20 protein-coding genes are annotated in these 21327 nt (G+C 64.8%); 8 read left to right on the top strand and 12 right to left on the bottom strand.

All coding sequences use genetic code 11. The annotated features are described in order from the left end of the window. Nucleotides 1–79 precede the first annotated feature (79 nt). Nucleotides 80–769, top strand: coding sequence for a YggS family pyridoxal phosphate-dependent enzyme (locus K410_RS0102815; protein WP_028133431.1), 690 nt, complete (start codon nt 80–82; stop codon nt 767–769). Between the two features lie 139 nt (nt 770–908). Here the strand turns inward: K410_RS0102815 and K410_RS0102810 are convergent, their stop codons facing one another. Together K410_RS0102810 and K410_RS0102805 are read right to left on the bottom strand one after the other, a co-directional pair. Beyond that, the gene (locus K410_RS0102810; RefSeq protein WP_028133430.1) at nt 909–1694 is read right to left on the bottom strand and encodes a 2-keto-4-pentenoate hydratase; all 786 of its coding nucleotides are present in this window, start codon (nt 1692–1694) and stop codon (nt 909–911) included. A 5-nt stretch (nt 1695–1699) separates the two neighbouring features. Beyond that, nucleotides 1700–2269, bottom strand: coding sequence for a L,D-transpeptidase family protein (locus K410_RS0102805; protein ID WP_028133429.1), 570 nt, complete (start codon nt 2267–2269; stop codon nt 1700–1702). A gap of 203 nt (nt 2270–2472) precedes the next feature. Here K410_RS0102805 and K410_RS0102800 point away from each other — a divergent pair, with 203 nt between their 5' ends. Both K410_RS0102800 and K410_RS0102795 read left to right on the top strand, forming a co-directional pair. Beyond that, complete coding sequence (locus K410_RS0102800; protein ID WP_007598630.1) at nt 2473–3159, top strand: response regulator transcription factor; 687 nt, start codon at nt 2473–2475, stop codon at nt 3157–3159. A gap of 58 nt (nt 3160–3217) precedes the next feature. Beyond that, complete coding sequence (locus tag K410_RS0102795) at nt 3218–3661, top strand: cyclic nucleotide-binding domain-containing protein (protein ID WP_028133428.1); 444 nt, start codon at nt 3218–3220, stop codon at nt 3659–3661. A gap of 13 nt (nt 3662–3674) precedes the next feature. On the opposite strand, the gene xth is transcribed toward K410_RS0102795, so the two are convergent. The 8 genes from xth to K410_RS0102755 form a co-directional block, all read right to left on the bottom strand. Further along, nucleotides 3675–4490, bottom strand: a complete 816-nt coding sequence (xth, locus tag K410_RS0102790) for an exodeoxyribonuclease III (protein WP_028133427.1) — start codon at nt 4488–4490, stop codon at nt 3675–3677. A 130-nt stretch (nt 4491–4620) separates the two neighbouring features. Then, entirely contained in the window at nt 4621–5382 is a 762-nt protein-coding gene (locus K410_RS0102785; RefSeq protein WP_028133426.1) for an outer membrane lipoprotein carrier protein LolA, read from the bottom strand. A 150-nt stretch (nt 5383–5532) separates the two neighbouring features. Continuing rightward, nucleotides 5533–8004: a DNA translocase FtsK gene (locus tag K410_RS0102780; protein ID WP_028133425.1), complete on the bottom strand. Its 2472-nt coding sequence runs from the start codon at nt 8002–8004 to the stop codon at nt 5533–5535. An 8-nt stretch (nt 8005–8012) separates the two neighbouring features. Continuing rightward, complete coding sequence (locus tag K410_RS0102775) at nt 8013–9224, bottom strand: aminotransferase class I/II-fold pyridoxal phosphate-dependent enzyme (protein WP_028133424.1); 1212 nt, start codon at nt 9222–9224, stop codon at nt 8013–8015. Nucleotides 9225–9685: 461 nt separating this feature from the next. Then, nucleotides 9686–11134, bottom strand: coding sequence for an ammonium transporter (locus K410_RS0102770; protein ID WP_028133423.1), 1449 nt, complete (start codon nt 11132–11134; stop codon nt 9686–9688). 37 nt (nt 11135–11171) lie between these two features. Then, nucleotides 11172–11510, bottom strand: a complete 339-nt coding sequence (locus K410_RS0102765; RefSeq protein ID WP_008142813.1) for a P-II family nitrogen regulator — start codon at nt 11508–11510, stop codon at nt 11172–11174. A 309-nt stretch (nt 11511–11819) separates the two neighbouring features. Continuing rightward, nucleotides 11820–13121: an ammonium transporter gene (locus K410_RS0102760; RefSeq protein WP_028133422.1), complete on the bottom strand. Its 1302-nt coding sequence runs from the start codon at nt 13119–13121 to the stop codon at nt 11820–11822. 134 nt (nt 13122–13255) lie between these two features. Next, complete coding sequence (locus tag K410_RS0102755) at nt 13256–13594, bottom strand: P-II family nitrogen regulator (RefSeq protein WP_027535359.1); 339 nt, start codon at nt 13592–13594, stop codon at nt 13256–13258. Between the two features lie 250 nt (nt 13595–13844). Between K410_RS0102755 and K410_RS0102750 the strand changes: the two genes are divergently transcribed. Beyond that, nucleotides 13845–14735, top strand: a complete 891-nt coding sequence (locus tag K410_RS0102750) for a DUF4339 domain-containing protein (protein ID WP_028133421.1) — start codon at nt 13845–13847, stop codon at nt 14733–14735. A gap of 39 nt (nt 14736–14774) precedes the next feature. On the opposite strand, the gene tesB is transcribed toward K410_RS0102750, so the two are convergent. After that, complete coding sequence (gene tesB / locus K410_RS0102745; RefSeq protein ID WP_028133420.1) at nt 14775–15638, bottom strand: acyl-CoA thioesterase II; 864 nt, start codon at nt 15636–15638, stop codon at nt 14775–14777. A 145-nt stretch (nt 15639–15783) separates the two neighbouring features. Here tesB and K410_RS0102740 point away from each other — a divergent pair, with 145 nt between their 5' ends. Then, nucleotides 15784–17004, top strand: coding sequence for a ubiquinone biosynthesis hydroxylase (locus tag K410_RS0102740; protein WP_028133419.1), 1221 nt, complete (start codon nt 15784–15786; stop codon nt 17002–17004). Between the two features lie 68 nt (nt 17005–17072). Here the strand turns inward: K410_RS0102740 and K410_RS0102735 are convergent, their stop codons facing one another. Beyond that, nucleotides 17073–17270, bottom strand: a complete 198-nt coding sequence (locus K410_RS0102735) for a Trm112 family protein (protein ID WP_028133418.1) — start codon at nt 17268–17270, stop codon at nt 17073–17075. Nucleotides 17271–17669: 399 nt separating this feature from the next. Between K410_RS0102735 and K410_RS0102725 the strand changes: the two genes are divergently transcribed. The 3 genes from K410_RS0102725 (at nt 17670) to K410_RS0102715 (ending at nt 21322) form a co-directional block, all read left to right on the top strand. After that, nucleotides 17670–17948 (top strand): PepSY domain-containing protein, encoded by a 279-nt coding sequence (locus K410_RS0102725; RefSeq protein ID WP_028133416.1) that lies wholly within the window; start codon nt 17670–17672, stop codon nt 17946–17948. 96 nt (nt 17949–18044) lie between these two features. Then, the gene (locus K410_RS0102720) at nt 18045–18638 is read left to right on the top strand and encodes a cytochrome b/b6 domain-containing protein (RefSeq protein WP_028133415.1); all 594 of its coding nucleotides are present in this window, start codon (nt 18045–18047) and stop codon (nt 18636–18638) included. A gap of 182 nt (nt 18639–18820) precedes the next feature. Beyond that, complete coding sequence (locus K410_RS0102715) at nt 18821–21322, top strand: bifunctional diguanylate cyclase/phosphodiesterase (RefSeq protein ID WP_028133414.1); 2502 nt, start codon at nt 18821–18823, stop codon at nt 21320–21322. Nucleotides 21323–21327 lie beyond the last annotated feature (5 nt).

Genomic DNA, 21327 nt, shown 5'->3' with positions numbered 1-21327 from the left:
AAGCGAAGGGTTCAAAAACTCTTTCTTGAACTCGGTAAAATTGGACTTACCTCGGTTAGAACCATAGCCAATCGACGTCATGACAGAAGCCAACGCCGCGCCGGTAACCGGCCCTTCACCAAACGCGCTCGCCGCGGTCGAAGCCGAAATCGTCCGCGCCTGCAAGGATGCGCGGCGCGATCGCGCCTCCGTGACGCTGATTGCGGTGTCCAAGACTTTCGCCGCGGAGGCCATTGTCCCGGTCATCGAGGCCGGACAGCGCGTATTCGGCGAGAATCGGGTGCAGGAGGCCAAAGGCAAGTGGCCCGCATTAACGTCTGTTTACCCCGGCATCGCGTTGCATCTGATCGGACCGCTGCAATCCAACAAGGCGAAAGAGGCGGTCGCGTTGTTCGATGCCATCCACTCGGTGGACCGTCCGAGCATTTGCCAAGCGTTAGCCAAGGAAATCGAATCCCAGAACAAGCACCCGCAGCTCTTCGTCCAGATCAATACCGGCGAAGAGCCGCAGAAGGCCGGCGTCGCGCCGGGCGAGGCCGACGCCTTCCTCGCCAGCTGCCGCGACACCTATGGGCTGACGATCTCCGGGTTGATGTGCATCCCGCCGGTCGACGAACCGCCGGCGGCGCATTTCGCGCTGACCGCCAAGATCGCCGCCCGCAACGGATTGACGAATCTCTCGATGGGCATGAGCGCCGATTTCGCGACCGCGATCATGCTCGGTGCCACCCATGTGCGTGTCGGGAGCGCGATCTTCGGGCATCGGTGAGAGTCGTTGGCGGGGGCCGTGCCCCAGCCGAGTCCTTGAGTTTGTCATTGCGAGCGTTGCGAAACAATCCAGGATCTTTCCGCGGAGGTAGTCTGGATTGCTTCGTCGCAAGGGCTCCTCGCAATGACGGCGGAGCTGACTACACGAATCCCACCGACACCTTGCCCAGCACCCCGAAGTCCACGGCAAGATGATCACCGGCCGCGATCGGCAGCGGCGGATGGCAGGTGCCTGTTGTCACCACCTGCCCTGCCCGCAAGGTGATGCCGAGCCCGGAGAGCTCATTGGCAAGCCAGGCGAGTGCGGCGCGGGGGTCGCCGAGCACGTTCCTGCCGTGGCCGACATAGCGCTCGCCGCGCAGCGTGATCGTTGGCCGCTCCTCGACGAGATCCATCGCACGCCAATTCGCAGCGGTCGCCGCTCCGAGCACGAACAAATGCGCGCAGGCATTGTCGGCGATCAGCTGCGCCTCGCCGGCCCGGACGAAATCGGCAAAGCGCGAGTCCGGAATCTCGATCGCGGGATGGAAGCTGTCGACGGCCGCCAGCACCTCGTCGATCGTATACGACGCTGCGCGCGGGGGCAGATCGCGTCCCATCCGGAAGGCGAATTCAGGCTCGCCGACGCGCATCTCGTTGCCCTTCATCGACGCGGTCCCGCCGTCGGCGATGACCGTGTCGCTCATGATGCGGCCGGCCAGCGGTCCCGTGACATTGATGTGCTTCTGTCCTGATATGCTGGTGGCTGCGATCTTCCAGCCGAACAGCTTTCCAGGCGACAGGGTTTCGAGCGCAGCCTGGATGGCGTAGCCCTCAGTGCGGCTCTGCGGCCGCAGATCCGCTTCCAGCGCGTCAAGCTTGGTGCCGTCGCGCCAATGCTGAACGAGCATGCGCGAAGCCGCCGCGATCTGATCCTTGTCGAGCATCTGTCTCACCCGATGATGATTCTCGTTCGCGGGCCCAGGCGCCGCAGCAATTGCAGCATCGCCGATTTCGTCATCGAGACGCAGCCCGCGGTCGGACCGAAATTGTCGCGGGCCAAGTGCAGGAATACCGCGCTGCCACGGCCGGCGATCCGTGGCCGCGTGTTGTGGTCGATCTCGACGATGAAGTCATAGAGATGGTCGGCGCGCTTGAGCCGGTCGCCGCCCTGCCCCTCGCTCAGCCGGATCCCCTGGTTGTAATGGCGGTCTCGGGGATCCTCGCACCAGGCGTCCTCGCCGGTGATGATCCGGGCCGGCAGGAAGCTCTGCGGGCGGCTGTGGCGGTCGCCCCGCCACCACAATCGCCGGGGGCGGAAGCTGCCTCTGGGGGTGCCGCCGTCGCCCTCGCGCTTGTTGGCGAGGATGCCGCCCCGCCCCAGCGCAACCGGGATGGTCAGCGATCCCGCCGTCAGCCAGCCTCGCCTGGGATTGCCGGCAGCAGGCTTAACGCGGATCGTTCGAAGCGGTCCGGCACTTCGATTCATGGTGTAACCGACTGAAGCAGCTCTGTTTTTCATGTGAACGTGCAATGTCGAATTCATTACAGGACATTCATCAAAACGCCCTGCTATTCTGGGTTAGAGTGGTTCTGGCTTGTGAATCGGTGACAGCCCACTACTTCAACACGAACAACAATAACAACAGCGACCCCTAAACTTCCCCTCACGGCTGGGTGCGGCATGGATGCGCGCCGAGCCGGACCCCAAAAGGATGACCCCCTATGGCCAATGCCCGCAAGATCCTGATCGTGGATGACGATACCGATCTGCGCGATACGTTGGTGGAGCAATTATCGCTACACGAAGAATTCGAAGCCTCCGCCGTCGATACCGGCGCCAAGGGCGCGAGCGCCGCGAAGGCCAATGCCCCCGATCTCGTTCTGATGGATGTCGGCCTGCCCGACACCGACGGCCGTGAGGTGGTCCGCTCCCTGCGCAAGGGCGGCTTCAAGGCCCCGATCATCATGCTGACCGGGCACGACACCGATTCCGATACGATTTTGGGGCTGGAATCCGGCGCCAACGATTATGTGGCCAAGCCCTTCCGCTTCGCTGTCCTGCTGGCCCGCATCCGCGCCCAGCTGCGCCAGCACGAGGCCAGCGAGGACGCGGTGTTCTCGGTCGGCCCCTATTCCTTCCGTCCCGGCTCGAAAATGCTCACCGCGGCCAATGCGCGCAAGGTGCGGCTGACGGAGAAGGAAACCGCCATCCTCCGCTTCCTCTACCGGGCCGGCCAGATGCCGGTCTCGCGCGAGACCCTGCTCCAGGAGGTCTGGGGCTATAATTCCGGCGTCACCACTCACACGCTGGAGACCCACATCTACCGCCTGCGCCAGAAGATCGAGAAGGATGCCGCCAACCCGGAAATCCTGGTAACGGAAGCCGGTGGCTACAAGCTGGTGCCGTGATACGCTCGAAGGGCGTGCGAATCGTTTGAGATCGCATGCCCTTGAGCCTCGGATCTGAATGTCGATCGACGACGACGTAGCGCTTCTCGAGCGGGTCCCGACACTGCGCCTGTTGGGAGACGCCTCGTTGCGCATGCTGGCGATCGGCTCCGAGCAGCGCGACTTCGTCCGCGGCGACACCCTGTTCAATCTCGGCGATGACGCCGATGCCGGCTTCGTGGTCCAGCGCGGCGCCTTCCGGGTCGAGGACGGCGCCGGCGCCGAGATGATCGCCGGTCCCGGCGCGCTGATCGGCGAGCTCGCGCTGGTGGTGCCGATGAAGCGGCCGTCGAGCGCGATCGCGCTGGAGCATTCCTCCGTCATCCGTGTCGCCCGCAGCCTGTTCCAGCGCGTGCTCGAAAGCGACCCCGCCGCCGCCGTGCGCCTGCGCGACGAGTTCGCGGTGCGCTCCAGCCAGATTGCGAGCGATATCCTCATGGCGGGCGCGAAGCTGACGAGCTGAGCCCGGCCGCGGCTCACACCTCCAGTGTCACCGTCACGGGCACGTGGTCCGATGGCCGCTCCCAGCTCCGCGCATCGCGCAGGATCTTGAAATCGCTGACCGCGTCCTTCAACGCGCGCGAGACCCAGATGTGGTCGAGCCTGCGGCCGCGGTCGCCGACGGTCCAGTCGGGCGAGCGGTAGCTCCACCAGGTATAGACTTTCTCCGACATCGGAATGCGGTCGCGCGCGACGTCGACCCATTCGCCGGCTTCGAGCGCGGCCTTGAGCTTCTCGGTTTCGACCGGCGTATGCGAGACCACCTTCAAGAGCTGCTTGTGCGACCACACGTCGTTCTCGTGTGGGGCGACGTTGAGATCGCCGACCAGGATGTGGCGATCCTCCCCGCGCGGATGCAGCGGCTCGCACGCCTTCATCTCGTCGAGGAAGCGGAGCTTGTGGTCGAACTTCTCGTTCAGCGCGGGATCGGGGATGTCGCCGCCAGCGGGCACGTAGAAATTATGCAGCACCAGCGGCTTGGCGATATTGGCCTTCTCGCCGAACGACACCGAGATATGGCGCGAATCCACCTTGTCGCAGAAGGTGCGGATGTCCTTCGAGTCGAACGGGATCTTCGAGACGATGGCGACGCCGTGATAGCCCTTCTGCCCGTTCAGTGCGACGTGCTCGTAGCCGAGCCGCTTGAAGCGCTTCAGCGGAAAGGCATCGTCGATGCACTTGGTCTCCTGCAGGCACAGCACGTCCGGCCGCGCGCTCTTGAGAAACTTCGCGACCAGATCGATGCGCAGCCGCACCGAATTGATGTTCCAGGTTGTCAGGGAAAGACGCATGGGAACGGTCTAACAAACTCCATTCGTCATGGCCGGGCTTGACCCGGCCATCCACGCCTTTTTGTCTGCCCAAACGTGGATGCCCGGGACAAGCCCGGGCATGACGGTCATCCGAGCGGCCATCAATGTCTCAGCCCGGCGACGGCGTGCTGTAATTGGTGAAATCGATCTTGAACATGCTGGGATCGAGCTTCTTGCTCGAATCCAGGTTGTAGACCGCGATCGTGGTGTCGTAGCCCTGCGGGTCGGTGACGGTCCACTGCTTGAGCTGGCCGTCCTTGGCGCCGAACATCAGCAGCAAGCGACTGGTGCCGACCAGCGCCTGCTTTTCCTCGATGGTGACGCTGACGAAGACGTCGTCGGCGGAGACGTTGACGACGTTGGTGTCCTTCATCAGGTCGATGCGGTCGGACAACAGGAAGCGCAGCGGCGTCTGCGACAGCGGATAGACATCCTGCGTCGCGAGCTTGCGATCGCGCACCACCAGGGACGATCCGTCGGCGACGATGTCGATCGGGCTCGGCGCGTCATATTCGAAGCGCACCTTGCCCGGCTTCTGAATGTAGAAATCGCCCTGCGTCTTGCTGCCGTCGGGGCCGACCTGGACGAAGTTTCCGACCAGCGTCTGCAGCGACGACAGATAAGCGCTGACCTTGGCCGCCTGCGCCTTCTGGTTGGCATCGAAGGTCTGGAAGATGCTGCTCGGCACGTTGCGGCGCGGATCCGGAATCACCGGAACGGGTGGCGTCTGCGTCGCGCCGGTGACAGCGGGACCACCGCCTCCGGACCCCGCACCGTCACGGCCCTTCGGCGCGGGCTTCGGCACCGGTACGGACTGCGCAAGCGAGGTCGCGGTCATCATCGCGGCAGCGACGAGCAGGACGCCGGCCACGCGCGCACTTCGCGCGGCGATATTGGCAGCGAATCGAATGTCCGGATGTCTGATCAACGCGTCGTCCTGTATGGCTAGGCGCCTTTTAGCGTGATTTCAGGCAAAAACAGATATCGATTTTGCGTGAAATGATGTTTCGAGGCCGCTGCCTCACATATGGCTGTCTTCTTCCTCGACCAGAATCTCGCGCTTGCCGGCGTGGTTGGCGGGTCCGACGATGCCTTCGAGTTCCATGCGCTCCATCAGCGATGCGGCGCGGTTGTAGCCGATCTGCAGGCGGCGCTGGATATAGCTGGTCGAGGCCTTGCGGTCGCGCTTGACGATCGCAACGGCCTGCTGGAACAGATCGCCGCCGCCGTCCGCGCCCATGCCGCTGGCGTCGAACACGGCACCGCCGTCTTCGTCCTCGCTCGGCTCTTCGGCGGTGACGGCCTCGAGATATTCCGGTTGCCCCTGCGTCTTGAGGTGGCGCACCACCTTCTCGACTTCCTCGTCGGAGGCAAAGGGGCCGTGCACGCGGCTGATGCGGCCGCCGCCGGCCATGTAGAGCATGTCGCCCTGGCCGAGCAGCTGCTCGGCGCCCATCTCGCCCAGGATCGTGCGGCTGTCGATCTTGGACGTCACCTGGAAGGCGATGCGGGTCGGGAAGTTCGCCTTGATGGTGCCGGTGATAACGTCGACCGACGGACGCTGCGTCGCCAGGATCACGTGCAGGCCGGCCGCGCGCGCCATCTGCGCCAGGCGCTGCACCGCGCCTTCGATGTCCTTGCCGGCGACCATCATCAGGTCCGCCATTTCGTCGACGATGATCACGATGTAGGGCAGCGGGTCGAGCGAGAGCTTCTCTTCCTCGTAGATCGCCTTGCCGGTCTCCTTGTCGAAGCCGGTATGCACCGTGCGCGTCGGCTCCTCGCCCTTGGCCTTCAGCTCGAGCAGGCGCGTGTTGTAGCCGTCGATGTTGCGCACACCGAGCTTGGCCATGTTCTTGTAGCGCTCTTCCATCTCGCGCACGGCCCATTTCAGCGCGACCACCGCCTTCTTCGGGTCGGTCACGACGGGCGTGAGCAGATGGGGAATGCCGTCATAGACGGAGAGCTCGAGCATCTTCGGATCGACCATGATCAGCCGGCACTGGTCCGGGCGCAGCCGGTAGACCAGGCTGAGGATCATGGTGTTGATGGCGACCGACTTGCCCGAGCCGGTGGTGCCGGCGATCAGCATGTGCGGCGTGCGCGCGAGGTCGATGATGACGGGATCGCCGCCGATGGTCTTGCCGAGGCAGAGCGGCAGCTTGGCAACCGTATCGGCGGCCTCCTTCGCGACCAGCAGTTCGCGCAAATAGACCTTCTCGCGATGCGCGTTCGGCAATTCGATGCCGATGGCGTTGCGGCCCGGCACGACGGCGACGCGCGCCGACAGCGCGCTCATCGAGCGCGCGATGTCGTCGGCAAGCCCGATCACGCGCGACGATTTGATGCCGGGCGCGGGCTCCAGCTCGTACAGCGTGACGACGGGGCCCGGATTGGCTTTGACGATCTCACCGCGCACACCGAAATCCTGCAGCACGCCTTCGAGCGAGCGCGAATTGGTCTCCAGCTCGGCCTTGCTGAGCGGCTGGCGATCGCCTGCCTTCGGCGCGGCCAGCATGGAGACGGAGGGAAGGTCGAACTTGTCGGAGGATTTCCTGGCAGGAGCCTTCGGCGCAGCCTTCTTGCGCGGCGCGCGCGCGACCGGCTCCTCCTCCTCTTCTTCCTCGTCCTCGTGCTGATCCTCGTCGTCCTCGTCCTCGGATTGCGGCGAGATCGGGGGCGCGGCACGGCCGCCGCCGAGATTCGGCTCCTGGCGGCTGAACGCCACGGCCTTGGTCTTCGGTGCGCTCGAGACCAGCGAGCGGTAGGCGGCACCACACAGCCAGATCAGCCGCGCCTTGGTGCTCATCAGCGCATGGAACAGCCAGCCCAGCGATACCGAGCCGCGATCGCCCTCCTCGTGTTCGTCGAGCGGCTTGTCGTCGTCCTCGATCTCGCTGTGCTCCGCGTCGTGCTCACGGGCGCCAAGACCGCAGGCGATCAGGAAGGTCGCGGCCATCGCGGCGAACAGGATCGTGCCGAGCACGATGCGGTAGATCATGCCGGCAGGCCCGAAGATGACGGCGGGCGCGCGCACCAGGGCGTCGCCGACCACGCCGCCGAGGCCGGTCGGCAGCGGCCATGCGCCGCCATGCGGCCAGCAGCTGACGAAGCCCGCCGCGAGCACCGCGCAGAGAACCCAGGAGCCGAGCCGCAGCGCTTCGCGGTCGAACGGGCGATGCGTCATCATGCGCCAGCCCCAGACCGCGACGGTCAGCACCAGCATGATGGCGCCGAGCCCGAGAATCTGCATCGCAAGATCGGCGCCGATCGCGCCGGCATAGCCGAGGATGTTGCGGATCGGCCGCGAGGTGGCGTGGCTGAGGCTGGGATCCTGCACCGACCAGGTCATCAGCGCGGCCGAGGCGAGGCCAGCCAGCCCGATCAGACCGAGGCCGGTGAGCTCGCGCATGCGCCGCGCCAGACCCTCGCGGATCGATGGCGGCAGATGGCCGACCAGTGGAATGACGCGTTCGATTGCCGACATGCTCATGGGCCCGCCTAACCCAGAGTCTCGACCAGGCGATGCAGCGCCTGCGCCGTGGTCTCGCTGTCCTGCACCAGTGCGAGGCGAATGTAGCCTGCGCCGGGATTGAATCCGTCAGGCTGCTGCCGCGCCAGGAAGCTGCCGGGCACCACGCGCACGCCGGCTTCCCGGAAAAGCTTGAGCGTCACGGCCACGTCGTCGCCGATCGCGGACGTATTGAGCCAGACGCAGAAGCCGGCATCGGGGCGGCGATAGCCGTAACGGTTGCCGATGATCTGGTCGGCGAGGTCGAACTTGATCCGGTAGAGCCTGCGGTTCTCCTCGACATGTGCTTCGTCGCCGTAGGCGAACGTCGCGACATGCTGGAGCGGCACCGGCACCTGCGGCGCGGCGATGTTGCGCAGCTCCAGGAACATGCCGATGAAAGTCTTGTCGCCGGCGGCGAAGCCGACGCGCAGGCCCGGCAGGTTCGAGCGCTTCGACAACGACTGGAACGCGGCCACGCGGGTGAAATCGGGGCCGGCAGATTCGAGCGCGCTGCCCGGTGCTTCGCGGGTATAGATCTCCGAGTAGCACTCGTCGCTGAGGATCATGAAGCCGTAGCGGTCGGCAAGGCGCTTCAACCGCGTGAAGTACTCGCGCGAGGCGACCGAGCCCTGCGGATTGGCCGGCGAGGCCAGATAGAATGCCACGGTGCGTGCCAGGGTCGCCTCGTCGATGGCGTCGAGATCGGGCAGGAAGCCGTTGTCGATCGTGGTCGGCAGATAGACCGGCTCGCAGGCTGCAGCCAGGGCGCCGGCGCCATAGACCGGGTAGAACGGGTTCGGCATCAGGATGGCGGGCTTGCCGGGGCGCGGGCCGACATAGCGCGCCGCTGCGATCGCGGCGAGGAATAGTCCCTCGCGGCTGCCATTGAGGACGAGAATCTCGGCTTTGGGGTCGAGCGGCCGCGGCAGCTTGAAGCGCGCCGACAGCCAGGTGCTTGCGGCCTGGCGGAACGGCTCGGTGCCCTGGTTCATCGGGTAGCGGCCGAAATCGGCGATATGCTTGGCCAGCACCGGACCGACGAAATCCGGCACGGGGTGCTGCGGTTCGCCGACCGCGAGGGAAATCAAGGGCTTGCCGGGCTGATGCGGCGCCAGCAGCTCGTTCAGCCGGACGAAGGGCGAGCGTTCGTTGGGGCTTCCACCGGCCTGCGGCGCGCGGGATGAAGCGGTCATGACCATTCTGGGCGCCAGTACTCTTGGAACGGCCGGTCGCGCACCACGGCGCCGGCGGGAAGCGGTTCAGTTCACCATAGATAGGGCGAGGTTAAGACGCGATTAACCATCGGCCGCCGCCTCCGTCCAGAGCAGGAATATTGAGGCCGGATAACAACGGGATGGCAGGGCTGTTCGGGGGCCGCGTCATGGCCGGGCTTGTCCCGGCCATCCACGCCTTCCGGGCGGCACTCAAGAACGTGGATGCCCGGGACAAGCCCGGGCATGACGAGCCTAGCAAGCTTCGCGGCCTCTGCGCCCCGGCAGCTTCTCGAACGTCTTCATCCCCGCCGGGATGGCAACGCTTCTTTCCAAAAGAAAGGGGCTCCAGCTTGCGCTGGAGCCCCTCAACGGTCAGGGCATTGCCGGGTATGTGCCCGAACCGTAGGTCTGGGCGCGATCCCCGAAGGAGCCGCGCCCGGGAGGAGTTACATGTTGTAGGCGCGCTCGGTGTGCTCGGTGATGTCGAGACCTTCACGCTCGCTTTCGACATTGGTGCGCAGACCGACGATCACGTCGACGACCTTGTAGAGGATCGCCGAGCCGACGCCCGACCACACCAGCGTGGTGACGACGGCCTTGATCTGGGCCAGCATCTGCACGGCGAAGTCGTAATCGGCGACCTTGGGCGGGATCGCGGTGTAGTCGACAATGCCGGCGCCGCCGAGGGCGGGGTTGACGAGAATGCCGGTGCCGATGGCGCCGACGATGCCGCCGATGCAGTGCACGCCGAACACGTCGAGGCTGTCGTCATAGCCGAGCGTGTTCTTCACGACGGTGCAGAAGAACAGGCAGACCACGCCGACGACGAGGCCGAGGACGATCGCGCCCATGACACCGGAGAAGCCGGCGGCAGGGGTGACGGCGACGAGGCCCGCGACGGCACCGGAGATGACGCCGAGCACCGAGGGGTGACCCTTGATGATCCACTCCGCGAACATCCACGACAGCGCGGCGGCCGCGGTGGCGACGAAGGAGTTGGTCATGGCGAGGGCAGCGCCGCCGCTGGCTTCCAGGTTGGAGCCGGCGTTGAAGCCGAACCAGCCGACCCAGAGCAGCGAGGCACCGATCATCGACATGGTCAGCGAGTGCGGGGCCATCAGCTCCTTGCCGTAACCGACGCGCTTGCCGATCAGGAGAGCGCCGACGAGGCCTGCGATGCCGGCGTTGATGTGCACCACGGTGCCGCCCGCGAAGTCGATCGCGCCCATCTTGAAGATCCAGCCGGCGTCGGCGTTGAGCTCGTCGAGCTTGGCCTGCGCCGCGGTCTTGGCCGCCGCGTCAGTGGCCGCAGCGAGCGCCTTGGCCGCGTCCTGGATCAGATCCGGACCCTGCCAATACCAGACCATGTGCGCGATCGGGAAATACACCAGCGTGACCCAGAGCGGGACGAACAGCGCGATCGCCGCGAACTTCATGCGCTCGGCAAACGCGCCGACGATGAGGGCGGGCGTGATCGCCGCGAAGGTCATCTGGAAGCACACATAGATGAGCTCCGAGATGTTGGCGTCGACCGAGAAGGTCGCGGCCTTGGTATCGGTGGTGACGCCCATCATGAACGCCTTGGAGAAGCCGCCGATGAAGTCCGAGCCGCCGGTGAAGGTCAGGCTGTAGCCGTACACGGCCCAGATCACGGTGACGACGCAGACGGTGTAGAACACCTGCATCAGGACGGAGAGCATGTTCTTGGAACGGACGAGACCGCCGTAGAACAGGGCGAGGCCGGGGATCGTCATCAACAGCACCAGCACTGTCGATGTCATCATCCAGGCGTTGTCTCCCTTGTTGATTGTTGGCTCGGCGTAGGCTGCGGTCGCAGCGAACAGGCCGACTGCGAGAGCCGCCAATCCCGCGCCATAGGGACGCTTGAACGTCATAATATTCACTCCTGCTTGGATAAGGTTGAGCGCGAAATCAGAGGGCCGCGGCATCGGCCTCGCCGGTGCGGATGCGCACCGCGTGGTCGAGGTTGATGACGAAGATCTTGCCGTCGCCGATCTGTCCGGTTTTCGCCGCGGACGTGATAGCGTCGATGGTCTTGTCGACCTGGTCGGAGGCGACCGCGACCTCGATCTTGATCTTGGGCAGGAAGCTCACGGCATATTCGGCGCCGCGATAGATTTCCGTATGGCCCTTCTGGCGGCCATATCCCTTGACTTCCGTCACCGTGAGACCATGAACGCCGATGGCGGTCAGGGCGTCACGGACTTCTTCCAGCTTGAATGGCTTAATGATCGCCATAACAATTTTCATGGGTCCTATCCCCGCTTGGGCCCGGTCCGGACATGGCCGGGCGTTCTCGACTGGTTCGCCACGAGGGAGAAGTTCACTACGCGGGCACAGCCGGGACCCTTAGAATCAAATGCCGTGCCAGATCGGGCATGTTGCCTAACGGACTATGAAAACGGGGCTTTTCGCGTTTGACGGGTATTGCAGTGCGGTGCGCTATTCCGTCGCGCCCAAAACGTGGTCACGCCTGCTTAAAACGCGAGCACGACAGGCTGCCGACACAATGTTGCTCATGTGTCGGGCAGCAGAAAGGTAATTTTGTAGCGTCGGCGCCTATTGCAGGGCTTCGCCGTGCTGCGAAATATCCAGCCCCTCGAGTTCCTGCTCACGGGATACGCGTAGAGGCACGAACAGGCTGACCAGCTTGAGCAGGATGAAACTCACGCCTGCCGACCAGACGAAGGTGACGGCGATCCCATAGAACTGGATCAGAAGCTGCTGCGGATGGCCCTCGAACAGGCCGGCGGTGCCGCCGATGGCGCTGGTTGCGAACACGCCGGCGAGCAGGGTTCCGGTCAGGCCGCCGATGCCGTGGACGCCGAATACGTCGAGGGAATCGTCATAGTTGAAGCGGTGCTTCAGCCAGGTGCAGGCCCAATAGCAGATCGCGCCGGCAATGACGCCGATGACGATGCCGTGCCAGGGCGCCACGAATCCGGAGGCCGGTGTGATGGTGCCGAGCCCGGCCACCGCGCCGGAGATCATGCCGAGCACGGAGGGCTTGCGCCGCGTCGACCATTCGATCGCGCCCCAGGTCAACGCGCCGGCGCAGGCGGCGAGGTGCGTTGCGATGATCGCCATCACCGCGCGTGAATTGGCCGCGCCCGCCGAGCCGCCGTTGAAGCCGAACCAGCCGACCCACAACAGGCCGGTGCCCATCACCGCAAGCGAAAGATCGAACGGCGAGAGATTTTCGCTGCCATAGCCGTGGCGGCGTCCCATCACCTTCGCCGCAACGAGGCCGCCGGTGCCGGCCGACAAGTGCACCACGAGACCGCCGGCAAAGTCGAGCACGCCCATGCTGCTGAGGAAGCCGCCGCCCCACACCCAATGCGCCAGCGGAATGTAGACGAAGATGAACCAGGCGACGGAGAACAGCAGATAGGCGGAGAACCGCATCCGGTCGGCGACCGAGCCCGCGACCAGCGCCACCGTGATGATGGCAAAGGTCATCTGGTACAGCATGAACAGCGCTTCCGGGATGGTCTTCGCCGCCGGATTGACGCTGTCCATGGTCATGCCGGCGAGAAACCAGCGGTCGAGCGTGCCGATCCACGGGCCATCGCCGACGAAGCACAGCGAATAGCCGAACGCGACCCAGAGAATGGAGATCAGCGCGACCGCGGCGAGGCTCTGCGCCATGGTGGCGAGCACGTTCTTCTTGCGCACCATGCCGGCATAGAACAGCGCGAGGCCCGGGATCGTCATCATCAGCACCAGCGCGGTAGCGACGGTCATCCAGGCGGTGTCGGCGGCGCTGATCTCGCTTGCCGCGGCCTGTGCCGGCGCGGCCATGAGCAGCACAATTCCGATCGGCGCAGCCATTGCGGCTGCGCGGCGCAACAATCCCGCCATATCGTTCCCCCCGGCATCAATTGGCGTCGCACATCTGGCGTCGTTGCCCGGTGCGATCGAAGAAGAATATCAGAGCGGCTTCGCGCGACGTGGCTCCCGGTTCGCGCGAAGAAGACGCCTCAAGACAAAAGATCCTAGAGCGCGTCGCTGTCGGTTTCGCCGGTGCGGATGCGCAGCGCGTGATCGATCGGCGTGACGAAGATCTTGCCGTCGCCGATCTGCCCGGTGCGCGCGGAGGCGGTGATCACACCCACGGCCTTGTCGGCGATGTCGGAGGCGACCGCGATCTCGATGCGCAGCTTGGGCAGGAAGTTCACGACATATTCGGCGCCGCGATAAATCTCGGTGTGGCCCTTCTGGCGGCCATAGCCCTTGACCTCGGTCACGGTCATGCCGTGGACGCCGATCGCCGTCAGGGCCTGGCGGACCTCGTCGAGCTTGAAGGGTTTGATGATCGCGACGACGAGTTTCATGGTCAGGCCTATTCCCCGGGGTGCGGCGCGCCGTATGTCCCCGGCGCTGCGTCAATCTGGCATCTTTCCGGGCAAATGGCACAAAAAACTTGCAGATTGAAGCGGAAAAACGTTTGGCCAGGGGCGGTCATGTGAATGGCCGCCTCTGTACAGGGCAAGTGTTCATCCTTCACAATGCATTTTTGGCATGGATGCGGTGAACCCGGGCCTGCCAGGCGGCACATAAGTAAGTACTTTGAGGGGACGCTTCATGGCGAGTTGGTTCTACGCATCCGAGGGCAAGCAGCAGGGGCCCTTTCCGGAAGGGCAATTCCGCGATCTCGTCGCCCAGGGGGTGGTGCGCCCGGACACGCTGGTGTGGACCGAGGGCATGGCCGGCTGGCAGAAGGCCGCCGAAATTCCCGGTCTGGTCGGAGGCGGCGGCGCGCCGCCGATGATGCCGGCGGGCGGCCCGCCGATGATGGGTGCCGGTGGCTATGCCGGCGGCGGAAGCGGTGGATCGCTGGCCGTCGATTTCGGCATCCTCGAGTTCACCTGGCGCACGCTCGTGCTGGTGATCGGCTCGTGCTTCATCATCCCGGTGCCGTGGCTGTTCGTCTGGTACACGAACTGGATCGTGCCCTGCTTCAAGGTCCCGGGACGACCCAATCTCAGCTTCACCGGCAGCGCGATGACGCTGGTGCCCTGGTTCTTCGGCTTCATCGGTCTGGCGATCGCGCTCGGCTTCGTCGGCAGCGAGATCCTGAGCAACCTGCTGTTCGTCGTGCAGATCGTGCTCTACTGGCTGCTGATCAAATGGATGATCGCGAACCTCGCCTCCAACGGGCAGCCGCTGGGCTTGAGCTTCACCGGCTCGGTCTGGGCCTATATCGGCTGGAATCTGCTGTTCGCGATTTCGATCATCACCATTATCGGCTGGGCCTGGGTCGCCGCAGCGCAGATGCGCTGGTTCTGCCGCAGCATCGAAGGCACGCGGCGCGAGATCGTGTTCACTGGCTCTGGTCTCGACATCCTCTGGCGCGGCATCGTCGCTGCGATCCTGTGCAGCCTGATCATCCCGATCCCGTGGGTCTATCGCTGGATCATGAACTGGTTTGCCTCGCAGACCGTGCTCGCGCCGCGCGGCTCCGTCGCAGCCTGATCCGGAAAGCCTCGAACGCGAGACCTCGCGTTCGAGGTGTCATCCCTTGCGCTCGCGTACCGAGCCTTCCTGCGCGACGGAAGCGACCAGCGTGCCGTCGGGCTTGAAGATGGATCCGCGCGTCAAGCCACGGCCGCCGCGCGCGCTCGGCGAATCCTGCGCGTAGAGCAGCCATTCGTCGGCGCGGAACGGGCGGTGAAACCACATGGCGTGGTCGAGGCTCGCCGGCATCATGCGCTTGTCGAACAGCGTGCGGCCATAGCGCGCCATGATCGCATCCAGCAGCGAGAAGTCCGAGGCGTAGGCGAGCGCACACATGTGCAGCGCCGGATCGTCCGGCAGCGTCGCCGCAGTCTTGATCCAGACATGGATGCGGCCGTCGTCGATCTTCTGGCCGAAATAGCGGCCAAGCTCGACCGGGCGCAGCTCGATCGGACGATCGGATTCGTAGTAGCGGCGGATGAACTCCGGCATTTCCTTGAACATCGGCTGCTTCGCCACCTCCTCCGCCGTGAGTTTCTCCGGCGGCGGCACGTCAGGCATCTTGTCCTGGTGATCGAAGGCGCTTTCCTCCTCGGCATGGAACGACACCATGATCGAGAAGATCGCGTTGCCGTGCTGGATCGCGGTGACGCGGCGGGTCGAGTAGCTCTTGCCGTCGCGCAGGCGTTCGACCTGGTAGATGATCGGAATCTGCGGATCGCCCGGCAGAATGAAATAGCAATGCAGCGAATGCGGCAGGCGGCCCTCGACGGTGCGGCAGGCCGCGACCATCGCCTGCCCGATCACCTGACCGCCGAACACGCGCTGCCAGCTGGTCTTCGGGCTGTTGCCGCGGAACAGGTTCACCTCGAGCTGCTCGAGGTCGAGGATCGAAATCAGGTCGATCAGGCTTTTGGACATGGACACAGCTCTCTGAAGTCGTCATTCCGCGACTTCGTCGCGCCCCGGAATGATACGATGGGGGCCGTTCCGCCCTCGTTTCACCGCACTGTTTCGCCCAGCTCAAGTCTGCTAGCAAGGCCGAGATTTGGCCGGGAAGCTTGGTATGTCGGTACAGGGTAGCATTGTCATTGGTGGCGGCGCGTTTGCCGGGCTCGCGCTGGCCCTGGCGTTGCGCCAGGGGCTCGGGCCCGAGATTCCCGTCATCGTCGCCGATCCCGCGCTCGGCACCCGGCCGAGCCGCGACCCCCGCGCCACCGCGATCGTGGCCGCCTGCCGCCGCCTGTTCGAGGCGATCGGCGCCTGGGACGCGGTCAAAAGCGAGGCGCAGCCGATCCTCGACATGGTCGTCACCGATTCCAAGCTGGAGGACGCCACCCGTCCGGTGTTCCTCAACTTCGCCGGCGACGTCGCGCCGGGCGAGCCTTTTGCGCATATGGTCGAGAACCGCCGCCTGATCGACGCGCTGACGGCGCGTGCGGAAGCCGAGGGCATCGATCTTCGTGCCACGACCGTCGCCTCCTACGACGCGCGTCCCGAAGGCATCGACGTGACGCTCGGCGACGGCAGCGTGATTGCGGCCAGCCTGCTGGTCGCCGCCGACGGCGCGCGGTCGAGGTTGCGCGAGCGCGCCGGCATTCCAACCCATGGCTGGGAGTACGATCAGTCCGGCATCGTCGTCACCGTCGGCCACGAGCGCGACCACGAGGGCCGCGCCGAAGAACATTTTCTGCCTGCCGGTCCCTTCGCGATCCTGCCGCTGTCTGGAAAACGCTCCTCGCTGGTGTGGACCGAGCGCCGGGCCGAGGCCGCGCGCATCGTGGCGCTCGGCGAGGAGGAATTTCACGCCGAGCTCGAGCAGCGCTTCGGCCTGCATCTCGGCGAGGTGAAGGTGCTCGACAAGCCGCGCGCGTTCCCGCTGTCCTATTTCGTCGCGCGCTCCTTCATCGCCACCCGCCTCGCGCTGGTCGGCGACGCCGCCCATGTCATCCACCCCATTGCGGGCCAGGGTCTCAACATGGGGCTGAAGGACGTCGCGGCGCTGGCCGAGGTCGTCGTCGATGCCGCGCGGCTCGGCATGGATATCGGCGCGGCCGACGTGCTCGAGCGCTACCAGCGCTGGCGCCGCTTCGACACCATGGCGATGGGCGTTGCCACCAACTCGCTGAACTTCCTGTTCTCGAACCAGTCGACGCTGCTGCGCACGGTCCGCGACATCGGCCTCGGCCTCGTCGACCGCGCCCCGCCGCTGAAGAACCTGTTCATCCGCCAGGCCGCCGGACTCACGGGCGAGGTGCCAAGATTGTTGAAGGGCGAGGCGTTGTAGCGGCGAATCGCGTGTAGCGATTGGCGAGTAGGTCCCTTCGCTATTCGCTACTCCCTATTCGCTCACATTCAATCGATCTTGCGCGCCTCTTCCGGCAGCATGATCGGGATGCCGTCGCGGATCGGATAGGCGAGCTTGGCGCTTCGCGAGATCAGCTCCTGCCTCGCAGCATCGAACTCCAGCGGGCCTTTGGTCAGCGGGCAGACGAGAATCTCCAGCAATTTGGGGTCGACGCTGGCTTCGGGACGTTCGGTGGGCGCGTTCATTGGGGTCTCCGGCGATCGGCTGCCTCTAGCACAGAATTTCGCGCCCGCCCATCGCGCGGCTCAAGCCGTGACCATCGTGAAGAACCTCGTCGAGCAGGGCCTGGAACGCACCGAGGTCTGCGAAATGCTAATAGAAGCTGCCGCGCGACACCCCGTGGCCCTTACCAGCGGGTCGGCATAAGCTTCGTCGTCGCGCTCGCTGTCGCCGGCGACGAGCGGCGCATCGAATCCGCGCTGCGCCTGACCAGCGTGCGCGTTCGCGCTCAGATTAGAATCGATCTAAGGCGACCGATTAGAACTTATCTAAGACGATCGGTGCGCATCCCGATTGACTTCATCTTCCCCTTTGCTTCCTTCGACGCGGCTCGCATAGCGCGTACGGCAGAGGAGAAGATGTTCGTGAAGGTCATTCGTGTTGTTGCCATCGCACTGACGATCGGGATGGGCATGGGCTCGGCGGCCATGGCCGACGGTTTCAAGAACTGCACAAAGCTCGACAAGGCGTCGTGGAAGCCGGCCAGCGAAGCCGAAGCCAAGGCCAAGGCTCTGGGTTACGAGGTGCGGCGATCCAAGATCGAAGGCTCGTGCTACGAGGTCTACGGCGTCAAGGAAGGCAAGCTCTACGAGCTGTTCTACAGCCCCGAAGACCTCAGCCTGAAGCACACGATCGCCAAGTAAACCGCCAAGTAAACGGCCGGGCGAATCGTCAAGCTGGCGGTGAAGGAGGCCGCGCGGATTGATCTGCGCAAGGCAGGGCTCGAGGATGGTCTTCGCTTGATTGAGGAAGCGATCCCGCAAGCGCGCGGGGCGTCCGAGAGGGCCCCTGCGGATCGAACCGCTTCGCGGACGGTTTTGGTCTGGGACCTGCCGCTGCGCCTTTGGCACTGGAGCCTCGCGGCCTGCGTTCTGGCCGCGTGGTTCACGCCGACCGTCTATGATCGGCTTCACCGCTTCGTCGGCTATGCGGTGCTTGGGCTCCTCGCCTTCCGGCTCGTCTGGGGCTTCTGGGGAAGCCGCTATTCGCGTTTCCGCATGATCAGGGCCAGGCTCCGGGCCGCGCCAAGCTATCTCTGGAATCTGCGCCGCGGCATCACCGGCCGCTATATCGGGCTCAATCCGGCCGGCACGGTGATGCTCGTGGCGCTGCTGGTCTCGCTGGCTGTTTCGGCGATCACCGGCGCGATGTCGGTCACCGTCACGTTCTTCGGTGTCTGGTGGGTCGAGGACACCCACCATTATTCGTCGGACGCGGTCATCGTCCTGGTCGTGCTGCATGTGGTGGGCGTGCTGCTGATGGGGATTCTCCAGCGCGAGAATCTGACCCGCGCGATGCTCACCGGCCGCAAGCATATTCGCAATCGTCCCTAGAGATTCGCCTCCGCTCGTTCCGTTGCGCTTTCCGGCGCGGCGCCGTCGCGCGCCGGTGGTCGGCAAAGTTCAAATTGCGCCGATGAGCTTAATGCGTCGATAAGCATCCAATCAGTCACGGCACAAAATCAACGCGATTGGCCCGTTTCTATCTCGGCAATGTTGCCGATGGAGCGGCTTGGATGTTTCGTGTCTTGTCTTGCCTTACCGTCGAACATGATGTTCGGCTCGTCGTGCTCGCCGGTTTGGTCTGCTTCGTCGCCAGCATCGTCGCGGTCAGTATCTTCCATCGTGCGATCGCGGCGCGCGCAAGAACGCGCCTGATCTGGATCGCGATTGCCGGCGCCGCCATCGGCTACGGCATCTGGGCAACGCATTTCGTCGCCATGCTCGCTTACGAGCCGGGCGTTGCGACCGGCTACGGCATCGTGCTGACGTCGCTTTCGCTGGCCACCGCAATGTTTCTGACGTCGGTCGGCTTCGGCGTCGCGGCCGGCGATTCCGGCCGGTGGCGCCCGGGGACAGGCGGCATCATCATCGGCGGCGGCATTGCCAGCATGCACTATCTCGGAATGTGGGCGCTTGAAGTGCCCGGCCGCGTCGCGTGGTCGCTTGATCTCGTGCTCGTCTCGATCGTTCTCGGCATGTGCTTCGGCTATGCCGCCCTGGCTGTCGCGATCAAGTATCGGAACTACCAGGGCACGCTCGCGGCGGCAGTCCTGCTGACGCTTGCCATCATGTCGCATCACTTCACGGCGATGGGTGCGGTGCATATCACGCCGGATCCCACGCGCGCGACGAGCACCCTGTCGCTGTCTCCGGCCGTTCTCGCGCTTGCGATCGCCGGTGTCGCACTGTCCGTGCTGGGCACGAGCTTGATCGGCGTGCTGGCCGATCGTCGCCTGGCAAGCAGAACCGCCAGGTTCGAGGAGATCATCAGCCAGCTTTCGGTCGCCCGTCAGCAGCTCGAAGATTCCCAGCGGGAATTGCAGGAGCAGACGCTGAGGCTCGACACGGCCATCAACCACATGGTCGAGGGCCTTTGCATGTTCGATGCCGAGAAGCGGCTCGTCATATGCAACGAGCGCTACGCCAGACTGTACCGGCTGCCGCCGGAGCTGTTGCGCGCGGGAACCGCGCACCGCGACATCATCCGGCATCGCATCATGAACGGCATACTCGACGGCGATGTCAGCGATTTGGCCGCCGAACGGCAGATCGCCAAGCTCGATGCATTGCCGGTCCATGCGGTTTCGAGCCGGATCGACGCGTTCGCCGACGGCCGGCTGATCTGCGTGACGCGGCAGCCGATGGCCGGCGGCGGCTGGGTGGCCACGCATCTCGACGTCACGGAGCAGCGCCGGTCAGAAGCCAAGATCACCTATATGGCACAACACGACGCGCTGACGGAGCTGCCGAACCGCGTCCTGCTCAGAGCGCGCTTGGAACGTGCTCTGGCCGACACGCGTGACGGAAACCTCCATTTGGCGGTCCTGATGCTCGACCTCGATCGATTCAAGGAGATCAACGACACGCTCGGACATCCGGCAGGCGACTCGTTGCTGCGTTCAGTGGCGGCCCGCTTGCAGGATTGCGGCAGGGAGACGACGTTCATCGCTCGACTGGGCGGCGACGAATTCGCCGTCGTCGACTACGTGACAAGCCCGGCGATGGACGCGGCGGCCTTGGCCGAGGCGATCAAAGGCGCGCTCTGCGAACCGTTTGATCTCGGCGATCACCAGGTCATCGTGGGCACCAGCATCGGAATCGCCGTCGCGCCTCGCGACGGGACCGATTCAGACACGATCCTCAAGAGCGCCGATCTCGCCCTCTACGCGGCGAAGGGCGGCGGACGCGGCGCATTCCGTTTCTTCGAGCCGGAGCTCGATCAGCGCATGCACGTCCGCCGCAACCTGGAAAAGGATCTGCGCAAGGCGCTGGCGCGGGGCGAATTCGAGCTTCAGTACCAGCCGTTCGTGAGTGTGGAGAGCGGACGAATCTGCGGCTATGAGGCGTTGTTGCGGTGGCATCACCCCGAGCGTGGTCTGGTCTTGCCGGGCGAGTTCATTCCGCTCGCGGAGGAAACCGGCCTGATCCTGCCCATCGGTGAATGGGTCCTGAGGACCGCCTGCGCCGAAGCAGCCAGGTGGCCCTCCGATCTGAAGATCGCGATAAACTTGTCTCCCGCGCAATTCAGAGGCAAGGATCTCGTCGCCTCGATTGTCGGTGCATTGGCAAATTCGGGAATCGCCTCGAACAGGCTCGAGCTCGAGGTCACCGAGACCGTCATCATGCACGACAGCGGGGCTGTATTCGCCGCGCTCGGCCAATTGCGCAAGCTCGGCGTGCGGATTGCCCTCGACGATTTCGGCACCGGCTATTCGTCGCTGAGCTTCCTGCAGAAGTTCCCGTTCGACAAGGTCAAGATCGATCGCAGCTTCGTCAGCGAGATCGCCAGTGCGACGGAAGAGTCTCATCGGATCGCGCGCGCAGTGGTCCGGTTCGCCACCAGCCTCGGCAAGACATCCACAGCCGAGGGCGTCGAAACCGCCGAGCAGCTGGCCATCCTGCGCGAGGAGGGCTGCATCGAGGCGCAGGGCTATTATTTCAGCCGGCCGCTGCAGGCCTCCAGGATCGCGCCACCGGCGCAGCGCAAGGCGGAAGCGGCCATCCACGCAGCCTGAAGCGC

The organism is Bradyrhizobium sp. 22 (assembly GCF_000482425.1).
Taxonomy (GTDB): Bacteria; Pseudomonadota; Alphaproteobacteria; order Rhizobiales; family Xanthobacteraceae; genus Bradyrhizobium; species Bradyrhizobium japonicum_B.
Note: the sequence above shows the minus strand (reverse complement) of the source record. Positions and strands in the feature narration are given on the sequence as shown.